This window comes from Tumebacillus avium, from assembly GCF_002162355.1.
GTDB lineage: Bacteria > Bacillota > Bacilli > Tumebacillales > Tumebacillaceae > Tumebacillus_A > Tumebacillus_A avium.
In genome coordinates, this window is sequence record NZ_CP021434.1 from 3,399,117 (window position 1) to 3,422,664 (window position 23,548).

At 57.9% G+C, this 23,548-nt stretch carries 28 protein-coding genes; 24 read left to right on the top strand and 4 right to left on the bottom strand.

The features are described 5' to 3' along the window. Positions 1-4: 4 nt before the first annotated feature. The 7 genes from rsmB (at position 5) to spoVM (ending at position 7,266) form a co-directional block, all read left to right on the top strand. Positions 5-1,354: a 16S rRNA (cytosine(967)-C(5))-methyltransferase RsmB gene (gene rsmB / locus CBW65_RS16505; protein ID WP_087457743.1), complete on the top strand. Its 1,350-nt coding sequence runs from the start codon at positions 5-7 to the stop codon at positions 1,352-1,354. 16 nt (positions 1,355-1,370) lie between these two features. Continuing rightward, positions 1,371-2,453, top strand: coding sequence for a dual-specificity RNA methyltransferase RlmN (gene rlmN, locus CBW65_RS16510; protein ID WP_087459268.1), 1,083 nt, complete (start codon positions 1,371-1,373; stop codon positions 2,451-2,453). A 4-nt stretch (positions 2,454-2,457) separates the two neighbouring features. After that, complete coding sequence (locus CBW65_RS16515) at positions 2,458-3,216, top strand: Stp1/IreP family PP2C-type Ser/Thr phosphatase (RefSeq protein WP_232463545.1); 759 nt, start codon at positions 2,458-2,460, stop codon at positions 3,214-3,216. Next, positions 3,213-5,183 (top strand): Stk1 family PASTA domain-containing Ser/Thr kinase, encoded by a 1,971-nt coding sequence (gene pknB, locus CBW65_RS16520; RefSeq protein WP_087457744.1) that lies wholly within the window; start codon positions 3,213-3,215, stop codon positions 5,181-5,183. The genes CBW65_RS16515 and pknB overlap by 4 nt, the downstream gene beginning before the upstream one ends. A gap of 35 nt (positions 5,184-5,218) precedes the next feature. Next, on the top strand, positions 5,219-6,100 hold the full coding sequence (gene rsgA / locus CBW65_RS16525) for a ribosome small subunit-dependent GTPase A (protein ID WP_087457745.1): 882 nt from the start codon (positions 5,219-5,221) through the stop codon (positions 6,098-6,100). An 11-nt stretch (positions 6,101-6,111) separates the two neighbouring features. After that, entirely contained in the window at positions 6,112-6,756 is a 645-nt protein-coding gene (gene rpe, locus CBW65_RS16530) for a ribulose-phosphate 3-epimerase (protein ID WP_087459270.1), read from the top strand. A 426-nt stretch (positions 6,757-7,182) separates the two neighbouring features. Further along, positions 7,183-7,266 carry a stage V sporulation protein SpoVM gene (spoVM, locus tag CBW65_RS16535; protein WP_132946622.1) on the top strand — a complete coding sequence of 28 codons (84 nt, stop codon included), beginning with the start codon at positions 7,183-7,185 and terminating at the stop codon, positions 7,264-7,266. A 53-nt stretch (positions 7,267-7,319) separates the two neighbouring features. On the opposite strand, the gene rpmB is transcribed toward spoVM, so the two are convergent. Further along, positions 7,320-7,511, bottom strand: coding sequence for a 50S ribosomal protein L28 (rpmB, locus tag CBW65_RS16540; protein ID WP_087457747.1), 192 nt, complete (start codon positions 7,509-7,511; stop codon positions 7,320-7,322). Between the two features lie 226 nt (positions 7,512-7,737). Between rpmB and CBW65_RS16545 the strand changes: the two genes are divergently transcribed. From CBW65_RS16545 to CBW65_RS24320, 8 genes are all read left to right on the top strand, one after another. Then, positions 7,738-8,103 (top strand): Asp23/Gls24 family envelope stress response protein, encoded by a 366-nt coding sequence (locus CBW65_RS16545; RefSeq protein WP_087457748.1) that lies wholly within the window; start codon positions 7,738-7,740, stop codon positions 8,101-8,103. Between the two features lie 18 nt (positions 8,104-8,121). After that, positions 8,122-9,798, top strand: coding sequence for a DAK2 domain-containing protein (locus CBW65_RS16550; protein WP_087457749.1), 1,677 nt, complete (start codon positions 8,122-8,124; stop codon positions 9,796-9,798). Between the two features lie 86 nt (positions 9,799-9,884). After that, a complete protein-coding gene (gene sdaAB / locus CBW65_RS16555; RefSeq protein ID WP_087457750.1) occupies positions 9,885-10,556 on the top strand; it encodes an L-serine ammonia-lyase, iron-sulfur-dependent subunit beta in 672 nt (223 codons plus the stop codon). Positions 10,557-10,568: 12 nt separating this feature from the next. After that, positions 10,569-11,459: an L-serine ammonia-lyase, iron-sulfur-dependent, subunit alpha gene (gene sdaAA / locus CBW65_RS16560; RefSeq protein ID WP_087457751.1), complete on the top strand. Its 891-nt coding sequence runs from the start codon at positions 10,569-10,571 to the stop codon at positions 11,457-11,459. Continuing rightward, positions 11,456-13,513 (top strand): ATP-dependent DNA helicase RecG, encoded by a 2,058-nt coding sequence (recG, locus tag CBW65_RS16565; protein ID WP_087457752.1) that lies wholly within the window; start codon positions 11,456-11,458, stop codon positions 13,511-13,513. Before sdaAA ends, recG begins: the two co-directional genes overlap by 4 nt. A 55-nt stretch (positions 13,514-13,568) precedes the next feature. Continuing rightward, the gene (locus CBW65_RS16570; protein WP_087457753.1) at positions 13,569-13,763 is read left to right on the top strand and encodes a hypothetical protein; all 195 of its coding nucleotides are present in this window, start codon (positions 13,569-13,571) and stop codon (positions 13,761-13,763) included. Positions 13,764-13,919: 156 nt separating this feature from the next. After that, a complete protein-coding gene (locus CBW65_RS16575) occupies positions 13,920-14,126 on the top strand; it encodes an aspartyl-phosphate phosphatase Spo0E family protein (protein ID WP_157721997.1) in 207 nt (68 codons plus the stop codon). 38 nt (positions 14,127-14,164) lie between these two features. Then, positions 14,165-14,893 carry an S-layer homology domain-containing protein gene (locus tag CBW65_RS24320; RefSeq protein ID WP_157721998.1) on the top strand — a complete coding sequence of 243 codons (729 nt, stop codon included), beginning with the start codon at positions 14,165-14,167 and terminating at the stop codon, positions 14,891-14,893. A gap of 18 nt (positions 14,894-14,911) precedes the next feature. On the opposite strand, the gene CBW65_RS25150 is transcribed toward CBW65_RS24320, so the two are convergent. After that, positions 14,912-15,034: a hypothetical protein gene (locus CBW65_RS25150; protein ID WP_269767956.1), complete on the bottom strand. Its 123-nt coding sequence runs from the start codon at positions 15,032-15,034 to the stop codon at positions 14,912-14,914. Positions 15,035-15,061: 27 nt separating this feature from the next. Next, positions 15,062-15,346 (bottom strand): hypothetical protein, encoded by a 285-nt coding sequence (locus CBW65_RS16585; protein ID WP_087457755.1) that lies wholly within the window; start codon positions 15,344-15,346, stop codon positions 15,062-15,064. Between the two features lie 326 nt (positions 15,347-15,672). Between CBW65_RS16585 and rsmD the strand changes: the two genes are divergently transcribed. From rsmD to CBW65_RS16605, 4 genes are read left to right on the top strand one after another with little or no spacing between them, the layout of a single operon-like run. Next, the gene (rsmD, locus tag CBW65_RS16590) at positions 15,673-16,245 is read left to right on the top strand and encodes a 16S rRNA (guanine(966)-N(2))-methyltransferase RsmD (protein WP_087457756.1); all 573 of its coding nucleotides are present in this window, start codon (positions 15,673-15,675) and stop codon (positions 16,243-16,245) included. Next, complete coding sequence (coaD, locus tag CBW65_RS16595) at positions 16,242-16,721, top strand: pantetheine-phosphate adenylyltransferase (RefSeq protein ID WP_087457757.1); 480 nt, start codon at positions 16,242-16,244, stop codon at positions 16,719-16,721. Before rsmD ends, coaD begins: the two co-directional genes overlap by 4 nt. A 57-nt stretch (positions 16,722-16,778) precedes the next feature. Further along, positions 16,779-17,588, top strand: coding sequence for a patatin-like phospholipase family protein (locus tag CBW65_RS16600; RefSeq protein WP_087457758.1), 810 nt, complete (start codon positions 16,779-16,781; stop codon positions 17,586-17,588). Beyond that, positions 17,572-18,645, top strand: a complete 1,074-nt coding sequence (locus CBW65_RS16605; RefSeq protein ID WP_087457759.1) for a SepM family pheromone-processing serine protease — start codon at positions 17,572-17,574, stop codon at positions 18,643-18,645. Before CBW65_RS16600 ends, CBW65_RS16605 begins: the two co-directional genes overlap by 17 nt. 52 nt (positions 18,646-18,697) lie before the next feature. Here CBW65_RS16605 and CBW65_RS16610 read toward each other — a convergent pair whose 3' ends face one another. Continuing rightward, positions 18,698-19,924, bottom strand: a complete 1,227-nt coding sequence (locus CBW65_RS16610) for a nucleotidyltransferase (RefSeq protein ID WP_087457760.1) — start codon at positions 19,922-19,924, stop codon at positions 18,698-18,700. Positions 19,925-20,035: 111 nt separating this feature from the next. On the opposite strand from CBW65_RS16610, the gene CBW65_RS16615 reads away from it, so the two are divergent. From CBW65_RS16615 to CBW65_RS16635, 5 genes are all read left to right on the top strand, one after another. Further along, complete coding sequence (locus tag CBW65_RS16615; RefSeq protein WP_157721999.1) at positions 20,036-20,563, top strand: YceD family protein; 528 nt, start codon at positions 20,036-20,038, stop codon at positions 20,561-20,563. 34 nt (positions 20,564-20,597) lie between these two features. Beyond that, complete coding sequence (rpmF, locus tag CBW65_RS16620) at positions 20,598-20,774, top strand: 50S ribosomal protein L32 (protein ID WP_087457762.1); 177 nt, start codon at positions 20,598-20,600, stop codon at positions 20,772-20,774. Between the two features lie 194 nt (positions 20,775-20,968). Beyond that, on the top strand, positions 20,969-21,520 hold the full coding sequence (fapR, locus tag CBW65_RS16625) for a transcription factor FapR (protein WP_087457763.1): 552 nt from the start codon (positions 20,969-20,971) through the stop codon (positions 21,518-21,520). A gap of 30 nt (positions 21,521-21,550) precedes the next feature. After that, positions 21,551-22,555 carry a phosphate acyltransferase PlsX gene (gene plsX / locus CBW65_RS16630; protein WP_087457764.1) on the top strand — a complete coding sequence of 335 codons (1,005 nt, stop codon included), beginning with the start codon at positions 21,551-21,553 and terminating at the stop codon, positions 22,553-22,555. Beyond that, positions 22,552-23,538 carry a beta-ketoacyl-ACP synthase III gene (locus CBW65_RS16635; protein ID WP_087457765.1) on the top strand — a complete coding sequence of 329 codons (987 nt, stop codon included), beginning with the start codon at positions 22,552-22,554 and terminating at the stop codon, positions 23,536-23,538. Before plsX ends, CBW65_RS16635 begins: the two co-directional genes overlap by 4 nt. Positions 23,539-23,548 lie beyond the last annotated feature (10 nt).

Consider the following 23,548-nt stretch of genomic DNA (forward strand, 5'->3'; position numbering starts at 1 on the left):
CGCATTGGCTCAGACAGCAAGAGACACCGCTTTGGACGTACTGCTTGCCATCGAGGAGAGAGGCGCCTACAGCAACTTGGCGCTGACCAACGCGTTGCGCAAAACGCGGCTCAGCTCCCGCGATGTGGGGCTGACCACGGAACTGGTGTACGGAACGGTCGGGCGGATGAACACGCTCGACTATTATTTGACCCCGTCACTCAAGACTCCGCTGCACAAGCTGGAGCCTTGGGTGCGCAACCTGCTGCGCATGACCGTCTACCAGCTGTTTTATCTGGAGCGGATTCCGCCGTTTGCAGCGATCAACGAAGCGGTGGAGATCGCCAAGCGCCGCGGCCGCAAAGCCAGCGGGTTTGTCAACGGCGTGCTGCGCGGCACCTTGCGAAACATTGACACGCTCAAACTCCCTTCCAAGGAGAAAAATTGGACGCGCCACACGGCGCTGCTGCACTCCCACCCGGAGTGGATGGTGCAGATCTGGGCGGAGGCGTTTGGGCGCGAGACGGCCGAACAACTTTGCGAAGCGAATAACGTTCGCCCGGCGCTGGCACTGCGCGTCAATTCGAGCCGCGCGACCCGCGACGAGCTGTTGGAAGAGCTGGCCGAACAAGGTATCGGCGCACATCCGTCGCTCGTTTCGCCGTATGGAATCATCCTGCATGAAGGGCTGGATGTGACCCAACTGCCCGCTTTCAGAGAAGGGCGCTGCACCGTGCAGGATGAAAGCTCGATGCTGGTCGCTCAAGCGCTCGATCCGCAAGCGGGAGAGCGCGTGCTCGACTGCTGCGCCGCGCCGGGCGGCAAGACCACGCACCTCGCCGAATTGATGGGCGACGAAGGGGAAGTGGTCGCAGTTGATGTGCACGAGCATAAGATCGAACTGATCGAAAATGTGGCCAACCGCCTCGGCTTGCAGTCGATCAAGACCCGGGCCGGCGATATTCGCCGCGTGGTTGGCGACGCAGGCACGTTTGACCGCATCTTGCTCGACGCGCCGTGCAGCGGACTTGGCGTGATCAAGCGCAAGCCCGACCTGAAGTGGCGCAAAGTCCCCGGCGACATCAGCGAGATCGCCGAACTGCAGCGCGACTTGCTGAACACGGTCGCTCCGGCGCTGCGCCCGGGCGGAGTGCTGGTGTACTCCACCTGCACCGTGATGCCGGAAGAGAATATCGACGTGGTGCGCGCCTTTTTGGCGGAGCATCCCGACTTTGAACCAGACCCGATCGCTCCGCATCTGATGGATGTGTTGCACGGGGCCATTCAAGATGACTGTGCGGTGCAACTGATGCCGCAGCAGTTTGACAGCGATGGATTCTTCATCGCACGCTTACGTCGAAAGCAGGTGAACTGACATGGAAACGATCCCCATGATCAACGAGAAACAGGCCCTTTCTGATGCCGGGCACAAAGTGCATCTGCTCAACCTCGAATTTGATGATTTGGAAAAATGGGTGCAGAGCATCGGGCAGCCGAAGTTTCGCGGCAAGCAGATCTTTCAGTGGCTGTACGTCGACCGCGTGACCGACTTTGACGCCATGTCCAACCTGCCGCAAAAGCTTCGCGAGCAGTTGAAGGAGACCGCGACGATCAACACGATGCGCGAAGTGACGCGCCAAGTGTCCACCGACGGCACGATCAAGTGGCTGTGGGAGCTGTATGACGGCTCGACGATCGAGACGGTGCTGATGCGCCATGACTACGGCAACTCGGTATGCGTCTCGTCCCAGGTCGGCTGCCGGATGGGCTGCACGTTCTGCGCGTCCACGCTCGGCGGACTGGTGCGCAACTTGACGGGCGGCGAAGTGGTGGAGCAATTGCTTAACGTTCAGCGCTTCCTCGACAGCGCGGCAGAAGAGCAGGAGCGCGTCTCCTCCGTCGTGCTGATGGGCTCGGGCGAGCCGATGGAGAACTACGACGAAGTGATGAAGTTTGTCGACATCATCAATGACCAGAACGGCCTGAAGATCGGTGCGCGCCACATCACGATCTCCACATCGGGACTGGTGCCGGCGATTCGCCGCCTGGCCGATGAAAAGCGCCAGATCACGATGGCGATCTCGCTGCATGCGACGCGTGACGAGATCCGTTCGGCGCTGATGCCGATCAACCGCCGCTGGGGCATCGACGAGCTGCTCGAATCGTGCCGCTATTACATTCGCCAGACCGGCCGCCGCATCTCGTTTGAATACGCGCTGGTCGGCGGGCAAAATGACGATTTGGCGCACGCGCGCGAACTGGCGGGGCTGTTGACCAATATCGACTGCCACGTCAATCTGATTCCGGTCAACTATGTGCCGGAGCGCAACTACACGCGGACCCCGAAAGATCAGATTCGGGCGTTCGTCAATGAATTGAACCGTCTGGGCGTCAATGCGACAGTCAGACGGGAAAAAGGACACGACATCGCAGCTGCCTGTGGACAGCTGCGTGCGGAGCAGGGGAGAATCTGAGGTGATGGAGATGCTTTATGCGGCGAGAACCCATATCGGGCTCGTCCGTCAGCTCAATGAAGACTGCTATGCGGTCGCAGCCGATCTGACGCCGTTTGGCGTCGCGGTTTTAGCGGACGGGATGGGCGGCCACCTTGCGGGTGAGGTGGCGAGTTCTCTGGCGATTGAAACGCTTTTAACACATATCAAAGAAGCGCCGCAAGACCTCGAATCACATGACGTATCCGATTTGCTGATCGACGCGATGCAGCACGCCAACCGCGCGGTCCATGAGCATGCGTCGACGTCGAAGGACTTCAGCGGCATGGGCACGACGCTGGTGGCGGCGCTGGTCAGCGGGCAGGAGGTCTTTCTCGGCCATATCGGGGACAGCCGCGCTTATCTCTGGCAGTCAGGCGAGCTGATCCAATTGACCGACGACCATACGCTGGTCTTTGAACTTTACAAAAACGGACAAATCACGGAGGAAGAGGCGAGCGTGCATCCGCAGCGCAACATCGTGCTGCGCGCGGTCGGCACCGACGAGTCGGTGCAGGCAGACCTCTACCACCGCACTTGGGCTGCAGGCGATATTCTGCTGCTTTGCTCCGACGGCCTGACCGATATGATCAGCCGGGACGCGATGGTGGAGATCATGGCGCGCGAATCGGCTTTGGAAACGAAGGTCGATGCTTTGATCGATGGAGCGCTGGCAGCAGGCGGGCACGACAACATCACCGTAGTGGCCGTACAAAATCTGTCGGGGCGAGGTGACGCACTTTGATCGGACGAAAGCTTGGCGATCGTTACGAAGTGATCGAACGAATCGGCGGCGGAGGCATGGCAGTCGTCTATCGGGCGCTGGATACTCTGCTCAACCGCTTTGTCTCGATCAAAGTTTTGCATGCGCAATTCTCCACCGATGAAGAATTTGTCCGCCGTTTCCGCCGGGAAGCGCAAGCGGCAGCCTCGCTGTCCCATCCCAACGTCGTCAACATCTATGACGTGGGGATGGAAGGGGACGAGTATTACATCGTCATGGAATTTGTCGACGGTCTGACGCTCAAAGAAGTGATCCAGGACCGTGCGCCGCTGCCGGTGCAGGAAGCGATCGACATCTCCAAACAAATTTGTTCCGCGTTGGGACACGCGCATGAAAATAACATCGTCCACCGCGACATCAAGCCGCACAACATCCTGATCGGCAAAGACGGCCGGGTGAAAGTGACCGACTTTGGCATCGCGCGGGCGATCACCTCGAACACGATCACGCAGGACGGCTCGGTGCTCGGCTCAGTGCATTACTTCTCGCCGGAGCAGGCTCGCGGCGGCATTACCGACGTCAAATCGGATATCTATTCACTTGGCGTGGTGATCTATGAGATGCTGACCGGCGAACTGCCTTTTTCCGGGGAGACGCCGATCTCGGTCGCGCTCAAACATTTGCAAGACCACTTTGTCGAGCCGCGCCAGATCAATCCGTCCCTGCCGCAATCGGTCGAGAACATCATCCTGAAATCGCTCGCCAAAGACCCGGGCGTGCGCTACCAAAGCGCCCGCGAGATGGCGCGCGATCTGGAAAAGGCGCTGCTCTACCCAAACGTGCCGAAGTTCACCGCACCGCTGTTTGACGAGCAAAGCACGATTCAGATGCCGGCCGTCGGCCTGCGCAACGCCAAAGCCCCGGCCGCTCAGACCCTGCCGTCGGCGGAAACGGCAAAAGCAACGGAAGAGAACGATTCTTCTCTGCCGGAAGAACAAGAACCTGGCAAGAAGAAAAAGAACTTCTGGCGACCGGTGATCTGGCTGTTGGCCGTCTTTCTGCTGCTTGGCGTCGGCGCGGTCACCGCGTACACGCTGGTCACCAACTACATGGGCGAAGAAGATGTGACGATGCCGGACGTCGTCGGCAAATCGTACGACGATGCGGTGAAAGAGCTGCTCAACGCCGGTCTTGACATCAACAACATCAACAAAGAAGAAGAGTACAGCGACAAGGAGCCGACCGGCACCGTCATCCGCCAGGACCAATATGGCGGCAAGACGATCAAAGCCAACCGCGAAGTGACTTTGACCGTTTCCCGAGGCCCTGAGCAGATGGAGATGCCAGTCGTCACCGAACTCAGCCGCGACAAGGCGCTGGAGAAGCTGAAACAAGAAGGCGTCAACACGGAAAACGTGTCGTTTGAAGAGCGCGAGGACAAGGATGCGGCGGCCGGCACCGTGCTGTCGCAGAATCCGGCTTCGGGCGTGACGATCGACAAGGAGACGCGCGTCGTGCTGACGGTCGCCAAAGCGATCGAAAAAGCGAGCGTGCCGCAGCTGAGCGGGCTGACCGTCCAAGATGCAACGTCAAGACTGAACGCGGTCGGCTTCAAAGTCGGCGAAGTGATCTCCCAGTACTCCGATGACCTCCCAGCGGGCAAAGTGATCGGCACCTCGCCGTCCTACACGCCGGGCACGGAGCTGGCCAAAGGCGAAACGATTTCGCTCGTCGTCTCCCAAGGCGCGAAAGAAGAACCGAAGAAAAAGACGTACGATGTGCAGGTCCCGGTGGAAGATGGCCAGAAGAAGCGCGTCAAGATCGTGAAAAATGATGCGCAGTCCAACGCGGTGGTCGTCGATGAAACGATCGAAACCACCAAGTCGTACCACGTGGAAGTGATCGTCAAGCCGGGCGAGATCGCTTCGATCAAAGTGTACATCGACGGCAAAGAAGAAAAGACGATTCCCATTCAGTACGAAGACTAAAAGACTATGACTTCCTGAGAGTACGGAGGCGACAGATGCCAGAAGGGCTCATTACCAAAGCAATCGCCGGATTTTATTATGTTCAAGACGGAGATGTCGTGCGCCAATGCCGGGCGCGCGGCGTTTTCAAGAAACAGGGCATCAACCCCTTGGTGGGCGACCGTGTGGTCTATACGGCCATCGGCGGGCAGGAAGGCGTCGTCGAAGAGCTCCTGCCCCGCAAAAACGAGCTGGTGCGCCCGCCGCTCGCCAACATCGATCAATGCGTGCTGACTTTCTCCGTCAAGGAGCCGGATTTCAATCCGAAGCTGCTCGACCGGATGCTGGTGCAGGTGGAGCGGGAAAGCCTGCCTGCCGTGATCGTGCTGACCAAAGTCGACCTGTTGGCCGACAAGGAACAGGCGGAGCGCTTTTTGCATCCGTACCGCGATATGGGCTATCAAGGGGCGTGGGTATCGACCAAGTCGGGAGCAGGCGTGGAGCAGGTGCGCGCCCTCTTGTCCGGCAAGCTGTCGGGACTCAGCGGCAACTCTGGCGTCGGCAAGTCGACGCTGCTCAACACCTTGTCGCCAGGGCTGAACCTGTCGATCGGGGAGATTTCACAAAAGCTCGGACGGGGGAAGCATACTACCCGGCATTCCGAGATCTTCCGCATCTTCGAAGACACTTTTGTCATCGACACGCCGGGCTTTGCCACGCTGGAATTCGCCGGCATGGAGCCGCCGATCTTGGCGCAGTGTTTCCGCGACATCTGGGATCTGTCTCATGACTGCAAATACCGCAGCTGTCTGCACGAAGGCGAAGACGGCTGTGCGGTGCGGGCAGGAGCGGAAGCGGGCAAGATGAGCCCGAACCGGTATGCGCATTACCTGGAGTTTCTGGGAGAGCTGAAGGAAGCGAAAGAACGGAGGTACTAGACGTGCTGGAGATTAAAGTGGCGCCGTCGATTCTCTCCGCCGACTTTTCGAAGCTCGGCGAAGACATTCGCTCGGTGGAAGAAATGGGAGCGGATCTGATTCATGTCGACGTGATGGACGGGCATTTTGTGCCGAACATCACGATCGGCCCGCTGGTCGTAGAAGCGATCAAGCCGCATACGAAACTGCCGCTCGATGTGCATTTGATGATTGAGAACCCCGATCTCTACATCCCGAATTTTGTAAAGGCGGGCGCGGATATCATCTCGGTGCATGTCGAAGCGACCCGGCACCTGCATCGTTCGCTGCAGTTGATCCGTTCGCTTGGCGCTAAGGCATCGGTCGCGCTCAACCCGCACACGCCGGTCTCGATGATCGATCATGTGCTGACGGAGCTGGACATGGTGCTCTTGATGACCGTCAATCCGGGTTTTGGCGGACAGAAATTCATTCCGAATGTTCTGACAAAAATCAGCGAAGTGCGCCGCAAGCTCGATGCGATGGATCTGCATCACGTCGAGATCGAAGTTGACGGCGGCGTGAACGCCGAAACGTCGCGTCTGGTGCGGGAAGCGGGGGCCAACGTCCTCGTGGCCGGCAACGCCGTCTACAACGCCCCGGACCGCGGGGCAGCGATTCGCCAGATCCGCGGTTAATGCCGCAAACACAAACAAAAATTACGCCCGTCCTCACGTCTAAAGCCTTTTGCACGGCATAGGATGTACTATCGGGAGGGCGGAAGAACGGTCACTCCCATGCGTGTAACGACATGCGGGGGTGGCCGTTTTTCGTTGCACAAAAAGAACTTATACGAATATATATAATACCGTACCGTCACAGCGTGGGCGAACGTCCATGGTGGGCGAGGAGAGGGTGGCACTACAGTGATCGGATACCGCAGGCGAAGTATGAAAATGGGGGCGAAACGAATAGCGGGTATCGCAGTGGCATCCGCAGGTCTCTATCTGACCGCACGCTACCTCCCGCCTGAGATGTGGGTATCCATGATTGGTCTCTTCATGATCTGGATCGGGTGGGTCCTTTTCAAGAATTGAATCTACTACAAGCAAGGAGGGGTCACTTTGCGCTTTTACACGATAAAGTTGCCTCGCTTCCTCGGCGGAATCGTCAAAGCGATGTTAAATGCGATTCAGAAAGAAAAATAAATAAAAAAGCACCCCGAGAGGTGCTTTTTTATTTTGCACAGAAAACGCATGAGTTAGATCGCGCGCTTTACTTTGCCAGCCTTCAGGCAGCGGGTGCAAACATTGATACGCTTTACAGATCCGTTTACGTTCGCACGAACTTTTTGAATGTTCGGGAGCCAACGGCGTTTGGTCAGGATATGGGAGTGAGAAACTTGGTTCCCGGTCTTCGGGTCTTTCCCACAGATTTCGCAACGTTTTGCCACGAGCGTGCACCTCCTTAACAACATAGTCCCGAGACACATCGCAGAAAATAAAAGCGATAGGTCGCAAATACTCAATCATCTTATCATACGGTTGTCCGACATTGCAAGCATAAAAAGCCTTGAAAAACTTCGTAGACTTCCATCGCTCCCCTCAGTTTACTTTCTATGTCATTGTGTAGTAAACTGTGGGTGCTACGTTCGAGAATTACAGGGGGTGTGTGTCATCATGCCAAAAGACATTCGTAACGAACTTGGAACGATTACCTTCGATGAGAACGTGATTGCCACTGTAGCAGGTTATTCTGCTCTGGACTGCTACGGTCTCGTCGGCATGGCGTCCCGCAAACAAGTCAAGGACAGCATCAGCGAACTGCTCGGTCGTGAAAACATGACCCGCGGTGTCGATGTGCGCATACAGGATGGCGATGTGGTCGTCGATATGTATATTATCGTAAGCTACGGCACAAGAATTTCGGAAGTCGCACATAATGTCATGGACAAAGTGAAATACACACTGGAACACAATCTGGGATTGAAAGTAGAAAAGGTCAATGTGATCGTCCAAGGCGTTCGCGTGACCGGGGAGAGGTAAAAGGAGGTTTCCATTTACATGATGCAGGTCTTAAACGGATCTTTGTTCGTGCAAATGGTCTTGCAAGGACATGCGGGCCTGGAACAAAACAAGGACCGGGTGAATGCCCTGAATGTATTCCCGGTGCCGGACGGCGATACGGGAACCAACATGAGCCTGTCGATGACATCCGGGGTTAATGAACTCAAACGATACATAAATGAACCGCTGTACCGCGTTGCGGAAGCGGTGTCGACCGGGCTTCTGATGGGGGCGCGCGGCAACTCGGGCGTCATTTTATCGCAGCTGTTCCGCGGCTTTGCGAAAGGCGTTGCGAAAAAGGATGAAGTTGATCCGAAGACATTCGCGGACGCGTTCCAAAACGGCGTGACCACCGCGTACTCCGCAGTCGTCAAGCCGGTGGAAGGCACGATCCTCACCGTATCCAAAGACGCGGCACAAGCGGCGCAGACGGCGGCGAAGGACAAGAATGCCACGATCCGCTCGGTCATGGAAGCGGTGCTGCAGGAAGCGGAGCGTTCCCTGGAGCGCACGCCGGAACTGCTCCCGGTGCTTCGTCAGGCCGGCGTCGTCGATTCCGGCGGACAAGGCCTCGTATATATCTACAAAGGCTGGCTGGCTGCGATCAAAGGCGAAAGCGTTTCGGTCGACACGACAGCTGCCGGACAGGCACCGGTCAAAGTAATGACGCCGGCTGCTGCACACGGCGACGGGGAAACTGAATATGGTTATTGTACGGAGTTTATCATCCGTCTGCCGGAAGCGGCCGACGATGAGAAGGCGACCGAGGTGGCGGTGCGCGATGCGCTGATGCCGCTTGGCGATTCGCTGCTCGTCGTGGCGGCTGATGACATCGTCAAGATCCACATCCATGCGCTGGCACCGGGCAACGTCCTGAACAAGGCGCAGGAATTTGGTGAACTGACCCGCATCAAGATCGACAACATGACCGAGCAGCATCATGACTTGAAGCTGATGGATTCCGGGGATGTGGCCGAAGCGACGACAGGTTCGGAAGCAGAGTCGGAAGGCCCGAAGAAGCCGTATGCGATCGTCACCGTCACGGTAGGCGTTGGCTTGACCGAAGTGTTCAAGTCGCTTGGCGCGGAAGGCATCATCGAAGGCGGCCAGACGATGAACCCGAGCACCGAAGACATCGTCAACTCCGTGAAAGCGCTTCATGCCGAGCATGTGTTCATCCTGCCGAACAACTCCAACATCATCATGGCGGCGGAGCAGGCGAAGACCGTGCTTGGCGACACCGTAACGGTGATCCCGACCAAAACGATTCCGCAAGGGATCGCAGCGGCGATCTCCTTCGATGCGGCAGCTGCCCTCGAAGAGAACGTCGAGAGCATGCGCGGCGGCATTTCCCGCGTCAAGTCGGGCCAGATCACCCAAGCGGTGCGCGATTCCAACTTCCAGGACCTCGAGATCAAAGAAGGCGATTTCATGGGCATGCAGGAAGGCAAAGTCGTAACGCTTGGAAAAGAATTGGATTTGACGGCAGTCTCGTTGCTTGAGAAAATGATAGATGACGAGAGTGAAGTGGTCACCGTGTTCTACGGTGAGGATGTGACCCAAGAGCAAGCGCAGAAGCTGCTCGAAGAGGTGCAGAATCAATTTGACCACTGTGAGTTTGAACTGCACTATGGCGGTCAGCCCTTGTACTCCTACATCTTCTCGGTAGAGTAGAAGCTCGGCCGCGTCAGCCCAGAACGAATCCGTCCTGTCGTATTTTCGGCAGGACGTTTTTATACGGGCAGGGAGGAGAGAGTTCGATGTCTTCTTTTCGCCATTCGTTTGACATCATCGGACCGGTGATGATCGGACCGTCCAGTTCGCACACCGCCGGTGCTGCGCGGCTGGGCCGAAGCGCGCGGGGGATTTTCGGGGAACAGCCGGAACGGGTTGAGATCACGCTGTACGGCTCTTTTGCCAAGACCTACAAAGGTCACGGCACAGATGTTGCGCTGGTCGCCGGGCTGCTCGATTTCGAAACGCACGACCCGCGCATTCCCCGTTCGCAGCACCTTGCGGCGGCGGCGGGCATGAATGTCGTTTTTATCATGGGAAAGCCTAATTCCGACCTCCATCCCAACACGGTGCGCATCAAGCTGATCAAAGGCGAGCGCGCCCTCGAGATGATGGGATGCTCGATCGGCGGCGGCGCCATCGAGATTCTGGAGATCAACCATTTCAAAGTCAAAATCACCGCCGCCTATCCGACGTTGGTCATCCCGCATGTGGACCAGTTTGGCGTCGTGGCGGCTGTCACCGCGATTTTGTCTAAATACAGGCTGAACATCTCGGCGATGGAAGTCGCCCGCCGCGGGCGCGGCCGGGATGCGCTGATGGTGATCGGCACCGATGAGCGGCCGAGCCCGGTCGCGGTTTCAGAGATTGCAGCATTGGAAGCGGTGCAAGATGTGGCGATCATCAACCCTTCCTAGGAGGAGTGCATCGTGAGATTTACGAATCTGGCAGAGCTTATCGAGCTCGCCGAACAGGAAAAAAAGCCGATCTACGAGATCATGATCGAAGAGCATGTCACGGAGACAGGTGACACGCGGGAGAAGATCATCCAACAAATGACAGAATCCTTCGACGTCATGATGGCATCTGTCGAGCGTGGCTTAAAAGAAGATATCAAGTCGTTCTCCGGTCTCACCGGCGGCGATGCGAAACGCGTCTATGAATACGCACAAAAAGGCAAGACCCTGCTTGGCAAACAGGCGACCGAAGCGGTGGCGATGGCGCTGTCCACATCGGAAGTCAATGCGGCGATGGGCCTGGTGGTCGCAACGCCGACCGCAGGCTCCTGCGGCATTTTGCCAGGCGTGCTGTCCTCTTTGCGCGGGTCGCTGGGCCTCGGGAAAGAGCAGTTGGTGCTTGGCATGTTCACCGCAGCTGCGGTCGGCTATGTCGTGGCGAACAACGCTTCGATCTCCGGCGCCGGCGGCGGCTGCCAGGCGGAAGTTGGCTCGGCGACGGCGATGGCAGCAGCGGCTGCCGTGGAACTCGCGGGCGGCTCGCCGTCCCAAGCGATCCAAGCGGCCGGTCTGGCGCTGAAAAACGTGCTGGGCCTCGTCTGCGATCCGGTCGCAGGTCTGGTCGAGATTCCTTGCATCATTCGAAATGGGTTTGGTTCGGTCTTGGCGCTGGCAGGCGCCGATATGGCGCTGGCAGGTGTAAGGAGCGTGATTCCGCCGGATGAAGTGATCTTGGCGATGTACAACATCGGCAAGACGATGCCGGTCGAACTGCGCGAGACGGCGATGGGCGGCTTGGCCGACACGCCGACGGCGCGCAAGCTCGAACAGCAGATTTACGGAAACGAGTTGAACGAAGCGTGACCCTCGCCACTGCGCCGGTCAGCGTTTTGCCAGGTGTAGGCCCCCAGCGACTGCGGACGCTGGGGCTTCTTGGTATTTTTACCCTGCTCGATCTGATCACCTACTACCCATTTCGCTATGAAGACCGCAACGCCCAGCCTGGGCGGGAACTGGAGCACGGCGCCCGCGTGACGGTGCGCGTCACGATCGACGGCGCGGCCGGTGTCAAATACCGGGGCAAGCGCGCTTCGACGACGATCTCGCCGGTCGTGACGGAAGACTATCGCCGCCTGCACGCCGTCTGGTTCAACCAGCCCTATGTCAAAGACCAGCTCAAGCCCGGACGCAAGATGACGATCACCGGAAAATACGATGCCAACCGCCGTTCGATCACCGTCACCACCCACGATTTCGCCGTCGCCGGGGAGACGGTGCACAGCAACCGCATCGTGCCTGTCTACAATGTCAAAGCGGACATCACGCCAAAAATTCTGCGCAACCTGATCGCGCAGGCGGTGAAAACGTACAGCGCCGAGATCCCGGAACTGCTGCCGCTCGTGTTGCGCCAGAAATACCGCCTGATCGACCGCATCGAAGCGGTCAACGAAATCCACTTCCCGACCAACAGCGACACGCTGCATCAGGCGCGCCGTCGGTTGATCTTTGAAGAATTTTTCCTCTTCCAGCTCAAACTGCAGGCGTTTCGTTGGATCCACCGCCATGAGCAGCCCGGCGTGGCGCATACAGCGCCGGATGACGCGGTGAGTCAATTTGTACAGAAGCTGCCCTTTGAGATGACCGGTGCTCAAAAGCGCGTCGCCGGGGAGATCCTGCGCGACATGCAAAGCAAAATGCCGATGAACCGCCTCGTGCAGGGGGACGTCGGCTCCGGGAAGACGATTCTCGCCTTTCTGGCCGCCTATGTCGCGTTTCTCTCCGGGCACCAGGGCGCGATCCTCGTGCCGACCGAGATCCTCGCCGAGCAGCATTTCCGCTCTGCAGTCGAACTGCTCGAACCGCTTGGCGTGAAAAGCGTGCTGCTCGTCGGGTCGCAAAAGGAAAAAGAGCGCCGTGAAGTGCTCGCCGAGATCGAAAGCGGCGAAGCGCATGTGATCATCGGCACGCATGCGCTGCTCGAAGAAGGCGTGCGCTTCCGCTCGCTCTCCGTCGTCATCACCGACGAACAGCACCGCTTTGGTGTCGAGCAGCGCTCGATCTTCCGCCAAAAAGGCCATGCTCCCGACGTCTTGTTCATGTCGGCGACGCCGATCCCGCGGACGCTTGCCATGTCTGTATTTGGCGATCTCGACGTGTCGCTGGTAGACGAGCTGCCGGCCGGACGCAAGCCGATCCAGACCTTTTGGATCACGCCGGACAAAGAAGAGCGCTCCTTGCGCTTTATCCGCAGCGAACTGGCCAAAGGCCGCCAAGCCTACATCGTCTGCCCGCTGGTCGAAGAGTCGGAAAAGGTGGAAGGCGTCGTCAATGCCACCGATCTCTACGCGATGCTCAAAGACTGGTTTGCCGGTTTTGAAGTCGGTCTTATGCACGGAAAACTGCGCCCGGCGGAAAAAGAAGAGGTAATGCGCTCCTTCGTCGACAACGAAACGCAGGTGCTCGTCTCCACCACCGTCATCGAGGTTGGCGTGAACGTTCCCAACGCCACGGTGATGATGGTCTATAACGCTGAGCGGTTTGGCCTGGCCCAATTGCACCAGCTGCGCGGACGCGTCGGCCGGGGCGAGCATGCCTCTTCCTGCATCCTGATGTCCAAGCCGGATACCGAGGCTGGGGAAGAGCGGATGAAAGCGATGGTCGCTACGCAAAACGGGTTTATTCTGGCCGAAAAAGACTTGGAGCTGCGCGGCCCGGGTGAATTTTTCGGCGTCAGGCAGAGCGGGATTCCCGAATTTAAGATCGGGGATCTGCTCCAGGACGCGAAAATCATGCAAGTCGCCCGCGACGAAGTGCAGACCTGCATCCGCACGCCCGATTTCTGGACCCTGCCGAACTACTCTCAGCTGGTCGACTTCCTCAAGCAGGAGAAAGTGCTGCTGCAGCGCGCCGGGGACTAGCGGGATAAAATCGGCGGCGCCCGCTCATCCTATCTCCTGAAAGGGAGTGACGGCGATGAGCAAAAAGAAAACCGCCTATGTGCTGGGCAGCCAACAGGCGATGCAACTGTTCCGTTATGAAATTGCCCGCGAGATCGGCCTTGGCACGTCCAGTTTTGAAAAAGCGCCGAAGCGGCTGAAGGATGAAGTGATCACCGATGCCATCTCCAAGCGCATGATCGAACTGGCCGATGTCCAGAGCAGAAAATGACGGTCCGACGCCCGGATCGTCTTTTTTCTCAGGCGGCACTTACATAAAACGGGAATTTGATTTATATTGTACGTATGGAAAAAATCAAAGCAAGAATTTCTCGCTTGCTTCGTATGATAAAGGAAACAGTCATCAGAAGGGTAAGGGTGTTTGGCGATGAACAGTATCTCTGGGCAGATTGAGACACTAAGGCAAAAGCTGCTCGAAACGGTGGACAGTTACCGGGGTGACTTTCTGCATCCGAACGTGCTGCGCATCAGCCAGGAACTCGACACGCTGATCGTGAACGTGCAGCGCAGGAAGCAGCATCAGGCGCAGTCGCCGGCAGCAGCCAGCCGGGAGTCGGGTCACGCGGGACTGTGATCCTGTTGATTTTGCTTGACGATTAGGGGGTGGAGCAGATGGCAACACCGATTATGGGAACGGCGCGGGCGACAGCAAATCAGATGCGCCTTTTTTTGCGCCGTGTGAATTCTGATGCGCCCGACTATTCTCAGCTCTATCTCGACATCGGGGCTCGCTACGGGGTGCGCGGGGATCTCGCGTTTGCCCAGTCGATTCACGAGACTGGATATTGGCAGTTCCGGGGGACGGTGCGCCCCTACCAGAACAACTTTTCCGGGCTGGGCACGGTGAGCGCCGATGTGCAAGGCGCCACGTTTGCCACGCCGGCGCTGGGCATCGAGGCGCAGATCCAGCATCTCTACGGCTATGCGACCCGGTCTCCGCTGCCGGCCGGGGTCAAAGTGGTCGATCCGCGCTTTGCGATCCTCGAGAGCGCAGGGCTGCGGGGCGTGGCCCCGACCTGGGAGCAGCTAAGCGGCAGATGGGCCGTTCCCGGCACCACGTACGGGCAGTCGATCGTCGCGCTCTGGCAGCAGATCCTGCAGATCCAGGCGCAACCTTCCACGCCAAGCCCGCTGCCGACGCCTCCTGTGACGCCTGCGCAGCCCGATGATCTTTTCACCGATCTTGATGAAGCGTTGTGGGCGGAACCGTTCATCCGCCAGGCGGCCGAGCTTGGCCTGATTCAAGGCTATGAAGACAATTCGTTCCGTCCGGCGCGGGAGCTGACCCGCGCGGAGCTGGCGGTGATCCTGACCCAACTACGAGAAAAGCTGAGGGGATAGTCCCTCAGCTTTTTTGTGTCAGCGTTTGTGTTTGTCTTTGGGCGGCATCAAGATCATGATGAAAAATTGGAAGAGGATGATTCCGACAAATATCAGCGAAGCGAAAATGGCGACCTGTGCCGGGGTAAAATCAAATTCCATTCCGCTCACCTCCTGCGTTTGGGGCGCTCAGATTTGACTGATTTCGTTGATCGCTTCCTGCACTTGCATGCCGATCTGCAGTTGTTCCTGCGACAAAGGTTCTTGGTCGCCCTGCTCGACCATGTAGCCGATCTTCTGCAGTTCCTCCTGATAGACGGTGAGGACGTCCTGCAGGCGCTTACCGATGCGGCGCTGGTCGGAAGAGCCGTTCAGCAGCTGGTTGGCCACGCCTTCAAGCTGATAGCCCGCAAGGCGCATCCGGTGCAGGGACTGTTCGATCCGCTTTAAGGGGACAGGTCCGGTCATCGTCATGGTTCGTCACTCCTCGTTCCTAGGATGCCGCCGCGAACGGCCAAGAATGTCTGGAAAAAAGAAAAACCCGCGTCCGGGTATACGCGGGTTTTCGCTCGCCGTTTGCACGGCAAGCACTGGGAGAGGAGAAACCGGAGGAAGAGCTTATGGGGAAACCTAAGTCTTCTCCGCGGTTGCCTGCAACAGCTCTCGCCGTTGCTAGTTGTTATCGTTGCCGCTCTGCAGGCAGGATATACATCACTGAGAAATTTTTCTTTTGCAAAAGGAGGGGATTGGCTCAGGGGTGGTCTTTTATGGTAAAGTAAGGACTGAGGAGTGAAGTCATCATGCGCGTCATCTCAGGCGACTGCAAAGGCAGGCGTTTAAAAGCGGTTCCGGGCACCAGCACGCGCCCGACGACCGATAAAGTGAAAGAGTCGATGTTCAACATCATCGGCCCCTATTTTGACGGAGGCTGGGCGCTCGACCTGTTCGCCGGCACCGGGGGGCTTGGGATCGAAGCGTTGTCCCGCGGCATCGACAAAGCGGTGTTTCTCGACACCGACCACAAGGCGGTGGCGACCATCCGTGAGAACGTGAGCACGCTTGGGCTGACCGAGCGCTCCGAGATCTACAAAAATGACGCCAGACGGGCGCTTGACCAACTGGCCGGGCGCGGGCTGCAGTTTGAGCTGGTCTTCCTCGACCCGCCGTATAAGCTGGTGAACTACTACGAAGAGCTGATCTCGAAACTGCAAACGTTGAACTTGCTGACCGAGCGGGCGTACATCGTGGCTGAGCACAGCGCCGATGTGGAACTGCAAGGCGCATACGGCCGCGCCAAACGCTGGCGGCATGCGGAGTACGGCGAGATCGCGATCAGTTTTTACGAGATTACAGAAATGGAGACTGAAGCATGAGCATCGCAATCTACCCGGGATCTTTTGACCCGGTTACTTTTGGGCATCTGGACATCGCCGAGCGCGGTGCCAAGGTGTTTGACAAGGTCATCATCGCCGTCATGGTCAATCCGCACAAGAATCCGTTGTTTACGATCGACGAGCGCAAAGAATTGCTCCGGGAAGCGGTCAAACACCTGCCGAACGTGGAAGTGGACAGCTTTACCGGCCTCTTGGTCGACTACGCGCGCGAGCAAAACGCCGGCGTGATCATCAAAGGGCTGCGGGCCGTTTCCGACTTCGAGAGCGAACTGCAGATGGCTTCGCTCAACCGCCACATGTACGAGGCGGCGGAGACGCTGTTCATCCCGACCAATCACAACTATTCCTACCTCAGTTCCTCGATCGTCAAAGAGATCGCCCGCCACGGCGGCCCGGTCGCCGACCTCGTGCCGAAGCATGTGGAAGCGGCGATGCGAGAGAAATACAGCAAGTAACACAGCGCAGGTACATAAATAACAACTATCATCAGATGCACAGGGAGGGAGAGCCTGGTGCGCAGACCACGAATCGGATTGGCGCTGGGAGCGGGCGGTGCGCGCGGCTTTGCGCATATCGGTGTCCTGCAGGTGCTGGAGAAGATGGGCGTTCAGGTCGACATGATCGCCGGGAGCTCGATGGGCTCGATGATCGGCTCCTTTTACTGCTCCGGGATGGACACGCGCTACATGGAGTCCCTTGCCGTCAACTTGAAGCGCAGGCATTGGATCGATTTTACGGTCGTGCCGAAGATGGGCTTTGTGAACGGAACGCGGATCATGGAGATGGTCCGCTTTTTGACCAAAGATCAAAACCTCGAAGATTTAAAAATTCCGCTCGCCGTCGTGGCGACCGATATCCAGAAGGGCGAACGGGTCGTCTTTCGCGAAGGACCGGCGTACCATGCGGTGCGCGGTTCAATCTCGATCCCCGGGATTTTCATGCCGCACCGCTATCAGGGGCGCGTGCTGGTCGACGGCGGCGTGATCGACCGGGTGCCGATCAACGTGGCCCGCGAGATGGGGGCGGACATCGTCATCGCCGTCGATGTTGGGCTGTATGACCGCGAGACGGAAGTAAAAGGCATTTTCGATGTGATCTTTCAGTCGATCGAGATCATGGAGCGCGAGATTTTGCGCACCCGCATTCTAAATGCGGATGTGATCGTGCGCCCCGATGTCGGGCATATTTCGTCGACGGCGTTTTCAAATATTGAAGAGGTGATCGCTCACGGACGGGAAGCGACAGAGCGTGTGGCTGAGCTGATCCGTAAAACGATCGACGAGTGGCAGGGAGGAGAGTACGCGGATGGGACAGAAGCATAGCGACAGCACCCGATTTTTCGGCAAAAAGAACATCAAGGGCGCGGTGATCACAGCGGTGCTCGCCCTTTCGTTTTTCATCCCGACGCCCTATTATCTGTATCAGCCGGGCAGCGCGGAAGAGCTCGCCCCGATGGTGACGGTCGAAGGCGGCGACAAGGCGGAAAAAGGCACATTGATGTTGACCACCATCGCTTCGGTGAAGGCGAGCAACATCTATTACCTGGGCTACGGTTTTGTGGCGCCGCACACGGAGCTCAAGAAGGAAGAGGAAGTGCGCGGCGACATGAGCGATGACGAATATTCGCGCCTCCTCGACCACATGATGACCAGCTCCCAGCACAACGCGATCGTCGCAGGTCTGACGGCCGCCAAGGAGCAGGTCACCGTGCACTATGAAGGGGTGTTCCTGCGCGCCTTCCTCGAGGATTCGAAAGCAAAAGGCATCCTGCAGGTCGGCGATATCCTGCACTCGATCGACGGCAAGGAACTGCGCAAGGTGGACGAGATGTCGTCGTACATTCAGGAGAACAAGAAGCCGGGCGACAAGGTCGAGGTCGGATTTACCCGCGACGGAAAAGCTCAAAAGGCGACGATCGACGTGGTGAAGTTTTCGGTCAATACGAAAACGGGCATCATCGAGCGCATCGGTCTTGCCATGCAGTTGGAAAATGAGACCCGCATTGAAAATGACCGCGAAGTGAAGATCGACGCGGAAGATATCGGCGGTCCGTCGGCCGGTCTGATGTTCTCGCTGGAGATCTACAACCAGATCGCACAGGGCGACTTGACCAAAGGCTACCGCATCGCAGGCACGGGGACGATCACGATGGAAGGCGAGGTCGGACAGATCGGCGGGATCCGCCACAAGATCGTGGCAGCCAATGACGAAGGAGCCGATATCTTCTTCGCGCCGGCCGACCTTGATCCTGATTATGACACCAACGCCTTCGAAGCGGCCGATGAAGTCAAAAAGCTTGGCTACAAAATGAAAGTGGTGCCGGTTGCCACCTTGCAGGAAGCGATCGACTACCTCAACAAGCTGGAGCCGAAAAAATAAATACGTCTTGTACGAAAAACGCCTCCCCACAATCGTGGAGAGGCGTTTTTTGCTACCAGTTTTCAATCTGTACCGGTCGGGTGATGTCCCAGAGCTCTGCGCCTGGTTGCCGGGCAGAATAGCCTTGCGCATAGAGGCGCGAGGCGCGCAGGTCGAACTCGAGCATCTTCGGTTTTTCCTTCGGCAATTTGGTCAGAATAGGAACACTGGCGCGGCTGGACGCAGCTCTCAGCACCGCTTGTCCCCGCCCGGTGAAGCCGAGCACGCGAATGTAGGGCGGACCGTCCGCCACAGAGAGCTCCTTCTGCTCGCGGCGCGTCAGCCCAAGCAGGACCGACGTCAGCGCCCGCTGGATCTTCGTCCACGTGTAGCGCTTGGTCTTGGTCAGTGTGATCAGCTCATGCACCGTAGCGGCCCGCAGAGCGGCTTCCAGCAGGCGGTGCTCCAGCCCTTCATCCACCCCGACATATTCGCGGAGCCCGTCCGGCGTGGCGCGGTGCAGGAGCGTGAACAGCGCCTGGCGGTAGTTCTCCCACGAGAGCGGTCCGCGCCCGGCTGCAAACTCTTCCTGCAGCACGCGGTAGGAGACGGCAGGGAGCAAATTTTCCGCCGTTTCGATCCCCGTCTCAAACGTCGCTTTGCGAATCGCTGTCGCTGAAGCGATCGACGGATGGGTGATCGTCTCCTGGTTGTAACCGGCCGCGATGCGGGTGATGGTGGCAGGCTCGATGGAGCTGTTCAGTTTTTTGAGCGCCGCGAGGTACTCCAGCCCCAGCATGTTGTTGGGCTTTTGGGCCAGCTCCGAATCGATCGCAGGATCGAGGGCGGCAAATCGGGCCAGCGCGTCAGAAGCGGCGCGGGGGTACGAATGCCCCTTTTGCAGCTCTTCGCGCAAAAAAGTTTTGAAAAGCGGCGGCTCTTCCACTAAGATGTTACTAAGGGCTTGCAACGGTCGGATATCGCCGCTTTCGCTGCCGAAACAGACGGTGTCGACCACGCCAAGGCGGTCGAGCACCGCGATCGACCCGTAGGCGAACAGGGAGGCGCTCTGCGCTGAATAAGCGGCAGGCAGCTCCAGCACGAGGTCTACGCCTTGCTGCAGCGCCATTTTCGTGCGGGCCCACTTGTTGACGAGCGCAGGTTCTCCGCGCTGCAAGAAGTGGCCGCTCATCACGGCGACGACCGCATCGGCCGACGTGGATGCCCGTGATTGCTCAAGATGATACAAGTGTCCGTTGTGCATCGGATTGTACTCGACGACGACGCCGGTGACTCTCATGGGAACTCCTCCCAACAGCCGTAATATTCGTCATTATAGCAAGCATGAACTTTATTGACAATTTGCCAATCACTAGATATAATGAACTCTGTTGCTTACGAGGTGATATCGTTGAAACTGAGTTGGCGTGAATTGCGAGAGCGATCCGAAGGCGTTACATTGCAAGAAACGGTTGAACTGCCGAACCTCGTCAAAGAGAATCGTCAATTGATCAAGCTTGAACCGGTCCGCGCAGAATTGCACGGAACGGAGGCATCCGGTGTCGGACTCCTGCAGGGCAGCCTGCATGGGAAGGCAACGTATCGCTGCTCACGCTGTCTGACCGATTTTTCCGAGGATTTGCATGTGCCATTTGACGAGCATTTCATGCAAGTATCGGAGGACAAGCTTTCCGCAGAGGAAGGTACTGATTACAATGATGACCGCAACTTGGTCGTCGGTGAACAGTTCGATCTTGTGCCTTATCTCGAGCAGGCGATCAATCTCGCCCTGCCGTATCGTCCACTTTGCAATCAGGATTGCGCTGGATTGTGTCCGCAGTGCGGCGTCAACCTCAATGAGGCGAGTTGTTCCTGTCAAACAGAACGAATCGACCCTCGGTTGGCAGATCTGGCTAAATTTTTTGAAAAAGATTCTTAAGCTTTCTTTTTTCTCTGTTAAGGAGGTGGATCCAATGGCAGTACCGCAAAGACGTACCTCGAAGACCCGCAAGCGCATGCGTCGCACCCACTTCAAGATCTCGGTTCCGGGTATGGTGGAATGCCCGCAGTGCCATGAAATGAAACTGGCTCATCGCATCTGCAAAAACTGCGGCTCTTACAAAGGCCGTACCGTTGTAGAGGCTGAATAATTACGCCCATAAAGGCAAGCGCTGATTTTCCGGCGCTTGCTTTTTTCGTTTTCCTCGACAAAACTTGTCTTAAAAGCGACAAAAAAATGAGTTGTGGAAGCTGATCTTTTTTTATATACTTCTAATAGCACTAGGTACTAAGAGCGAGTAAACATCGCAGACATCTCCTAATGGCTAGGGGGATTCGAGGAGATATGGCAGCGCGTAATAAAAGGCAGCGGCAGCAAGAGTTGACAGCTTTGATCGACTCGGAGCCTTTCCTGACAGATGAAGAGCTGGCCGACCGGTTTGAAGTGAGCGTGCAGACGATCCGCCTCGACCGGCTTGCCCTTGGGATCCCGGAACTACGTGAGCGGATCAAAGCGGTGGCTGAGCAGAATTATTCGGAAGTGCGGTCGCTGGAAAGCACCGAAGTGATCGGCGAGCTGATTGAGCTCGATTTGAACGCTTTGGCGATCTCGATTCTCGAGATCGGGCCGGAGCACGTATTCTCCCGCACCAAGATCGCCCGCGGACATCATTTGTTCGCACAGGCCAATTCGCTGGCTGTAGGGATCATCAACGCGGAGACGGTCTTGACCGGCTCGGCGGAGGTCCGATACAAGCGCCCGGTCAAACTGGGCGAGCGTCTGGTCTGCAAAGCGGTGGTCAAGGACCTGCGCGGCGAACGCGCACATGTGGAAGTGACGACGAAGGTTCGCGACGACATCGTGTTCGAAGGGCAGTTTGTCGTCTTTAAGATGTAGCACCGAAGGCAGAGAACGGGGGAAAGACCTGTGAGAATAGCGATTGATGCCATGGGCGGCGACAACGCACCGCAGGCGATCGTAGCAGGATCGCTGGACGCGGCGCGCGCCTATCCCGATATCACGCTGATTTTGGTCGGCGATGAAGGACAGATTAAGCAGCATGCGGGAGCGAACCTCCCTGCCAATATTGAAATCGTACATACGACCGAAGTGGTCGAAGCGGAAGACGAGCCGGTGAAAGCGATTCGCCGCAAGAAGGATTCCTCGATGGTCGTCGCCGCCAGAATGGTGAAAGAAGGACAGGCTGACGGCATGGTCTCGGCCGGCAACACCGGCGCCTTGATGACGGCAGGGCTGTTGATCGTCGGCCGCGTCAAAGGCATCGAGCGCCCGGCGCTTGCTTCGATCTGGCCGACGATGGGCGGAGGCTCGATGCTGACGCTCGACGTCGGAGCGAACATGGATGCGGAAGCGAACCACCTTTACCAGTACGCGCTGATGGCCAACGCCTACGCGCAGATCGTGCTGGAGCGGGAGAAGCCGCGCATCGGCCTCTTGAACATCGGCGCTGAGCCCGGCAAAGGCGACAAGCTGCGCAAAGAAGCGTATCCGCTGCTCGAAGCCGGCCCGTTCTATTTTGTCGGCAACATCGAAGCGCGCGAGGCGCTGAACGACAAGTGTGACGTGCTGGTCGCCGACGGCTTTACCGGCAACAACATGCTGAAGCTGATCGAAGGCTTTGGTCTGGGCATCTTCGGCGAGTTGAAAAAAGTGTTTATGAAAAATGCGATGAGCAAGCTGGCAGCGCTGGTGCTGAAACCGGGGCTCGCCGCTTTCAAAAATAAATTCGACTACGCAGAATACGGCGGCGCTCCGCTGCTCGGCATCGACGGTGCGGTGATCAAGGCGCACGGGTCGTCCAATCCCCGCGCGTTCCGCATGGCGATTCATCAGGCCAGAGCATTCCTCAAAGGGGATGTGCTCGGCAAGATCCGCACCGATCTTTCGGAAGGGGGAGAACAGACATCATGAGCAAAATTTCGGTCGGCATTTTAGGTACAGGTTCGGCAGTCCCTGATCAGGTGGTCACCAATGAGGAGATGTCCAAGCGCGTCGAGACGACTGACGAATGGATTCGCTCCCGCACCGGGATTCGCGAACGCCGTTTTGTTGACGAAAACACGGCATCCTCCGACCTCGCGTTCCTCGCGGCACAGCGCGCGATGGAAGCGGCAGGCGTCACCGCCGATGAGATCGGCATGATCATCTGTGCGACCGTCACGCCCGACATGATGTTCCCGGCGACGGCGTGCCTCGTTCAGGACCGCCTCGGCGCCAAACAGGCGGCGGCGTTCGATCTGTCGGCAGGCTGCAGCGGCTTCTTGTACGGCTTGTCTGTCGCCGTGCCGATGATCGAGACCGGCATGTATAAGCATGTGCTCGTCATCGGGGTGGAGACCCTGTCGCGGATCACAGACTTCGAAGACCGCAGCACCTGTGTGCTGTTCGGCGACGGCGCAGGCGCAGTAGTGCTGGGGCCGACCGCTGAAGGGCGCGGCTTCCTGAGCTTTGAGATGGGCGCAGACGGCTCCGGCGGCAACCTGCTGAAGCAGGAAGCGGGCGGCTCGCGCAACCCGGCGACGCAGGAGACGGTGCTGGCGCGCAAACATTTCATCTCGATGGCGGGCAACGAAGTGTTCAAGTTCGCCGTGCGCATCCTTGGCTCCGCTTCGGAAGCGGCGCTGAAGAAAGCGGGACTCAGCAAAGAGGACATCGACTACCTGATCCCGCATCAAGCGAACACCCGCATCATCGATTCGGCGATCAAGCGCCTCGAACTGTCGGAAGAAAAGGTGTACGTCAACCTCGACCGCTACGGCAACATGTCGTCAGCATCGATTCCGGTGGCGCTCGACGAAGCGGTGCGCGCAGGCAAGATTCAGGAGAACGACACGCTGGTGCTCGTCGGTTTCGGCGCAGGTCTGACCTGGGGCGCAACCGTGCTGAAATGGTAAGCAACGGCTG

Bases quoted from the DNA above. Each gene is read 5' to 3' on its own strand.
- rlmN (WP_087459268.1), top strand. From the start codon at position 1,371: ATGATCAACGAGAAACAGGCCCTTTCTGATGCCGGGCACAAAGTGCAT.
- CBW65_RS16515 (WP_232463545.1), top strand. From the start codon at position 2,458: ATGGAGATGCTTTATGCGGCGAGAACCCATATCGGGCTCGTCCGTCAG.
- rsgA (WP_087457745.1), top strand. From the start codon at position 5,219: ATGCCAGAAGGGCTCATTACCAAAGCAATCGCCGGATTTTATTATGTT.
- CBW65_RS16545 (WP_087457748.1), top strand. From the start codon at position 7,738: ATGCCAAAAGACATTCGTAACGAACTTGGAACGATTACCTTCGATGAG.
- CBW65_RS16550 (WP_087457749.1), top strand. From the start codon at position 8,122: ATGATGCAGGTCTTAAACGGATCTTTGTTCGTGCAAATGGTCTTGCAA.
- sdaAB (WP_087457750.1), top strand. From the start codon at position 9,885: ATGTCTTCTTTTCGCCATTCGTTTGACATCATCGGACCGGTGATGATC.
- CBW65_RS16570 (WP_087457753.1), top strand. From the start codon at position 13,569: ATGAGCAAAAAGAAAACCGCCTATGTGCTGGGCAGCCAACAGGCGATG.
- CBW65_RS16575 (WP_157721997.1), top strand. From the start codon at position 13,920: ATGAACAGTATCTCTGGGCAGATTGAGACACTAAGGCAAAAGCTGCTC.
- CBW65_RS24320 (WP_157721998.1), top strand. From the start codon at position 14,165: ATGGCAACACCGATTATGGGAACGGCGCGGGCGACAGCAAATCAGATG.
- CBW65_RS25150 (WP_269767956.1), bottom strand. From the start codon at position 15,034: ATGGAATTTGATTTTACCCCGGCACAGGTCGCCATTTTCGCTTCGCTG.
- CBW65_RS16585 (WP_087457755.1), bottom strand. From the start codon at position 15,346: ATGACGATGACCGGACCTGTCCCCTTAAAGCGGATCGAACAGTCCCTG.
- rsmD (WP_087457756.1), top strand. From the start codon at position 15,673: ATGCGCGTCATCTCAGGCGACTGCAAAGGCAGGCGTTTAAAAGCGGTT.
- coaD (WP_087457757.1), top strand. From the start codon at position 16,242: ATGAGCATCGCAATCTACCCGGGATCTTTTGACCCGGTTACTTTTGGG.
- CBW65_RS16605 (WP_087457759.1), top strand. From the start codon at position 17,572: ATGGGACAGAAGCATAGCGACAGCACCCGATTTTTCGGCAAAAAGAAC.
- CBW65_RS16610 (WP_087457760.1), bottom strand. From the start codon at position 19,924: ATGAGAGTCACCGGCGTCGTCGTCGAGTACAATCCGATGCACAACGGA.
- rpmF (WP_087457762.1), top strand. From the start codon at position 20,598: ATGGCAGTACCGCAAAGACGTACCTCGAAGACCCGCAAGCGCATGCGT.
- fapR (WP_087457763.1), top strand. From the start codon at position 20,969: ATGGCAGCGCGTAATAAAAGGCAGCGGCAGCAAGAGTTGACAGCTTTG.
- CBW65_RS16635 (WP_087457765.1), top strand. From the start codon at position 22,552: ATGAGCAAAATTTCGGTCGGCATTTTAGGTACAGGTTCGGCAGTCCCT.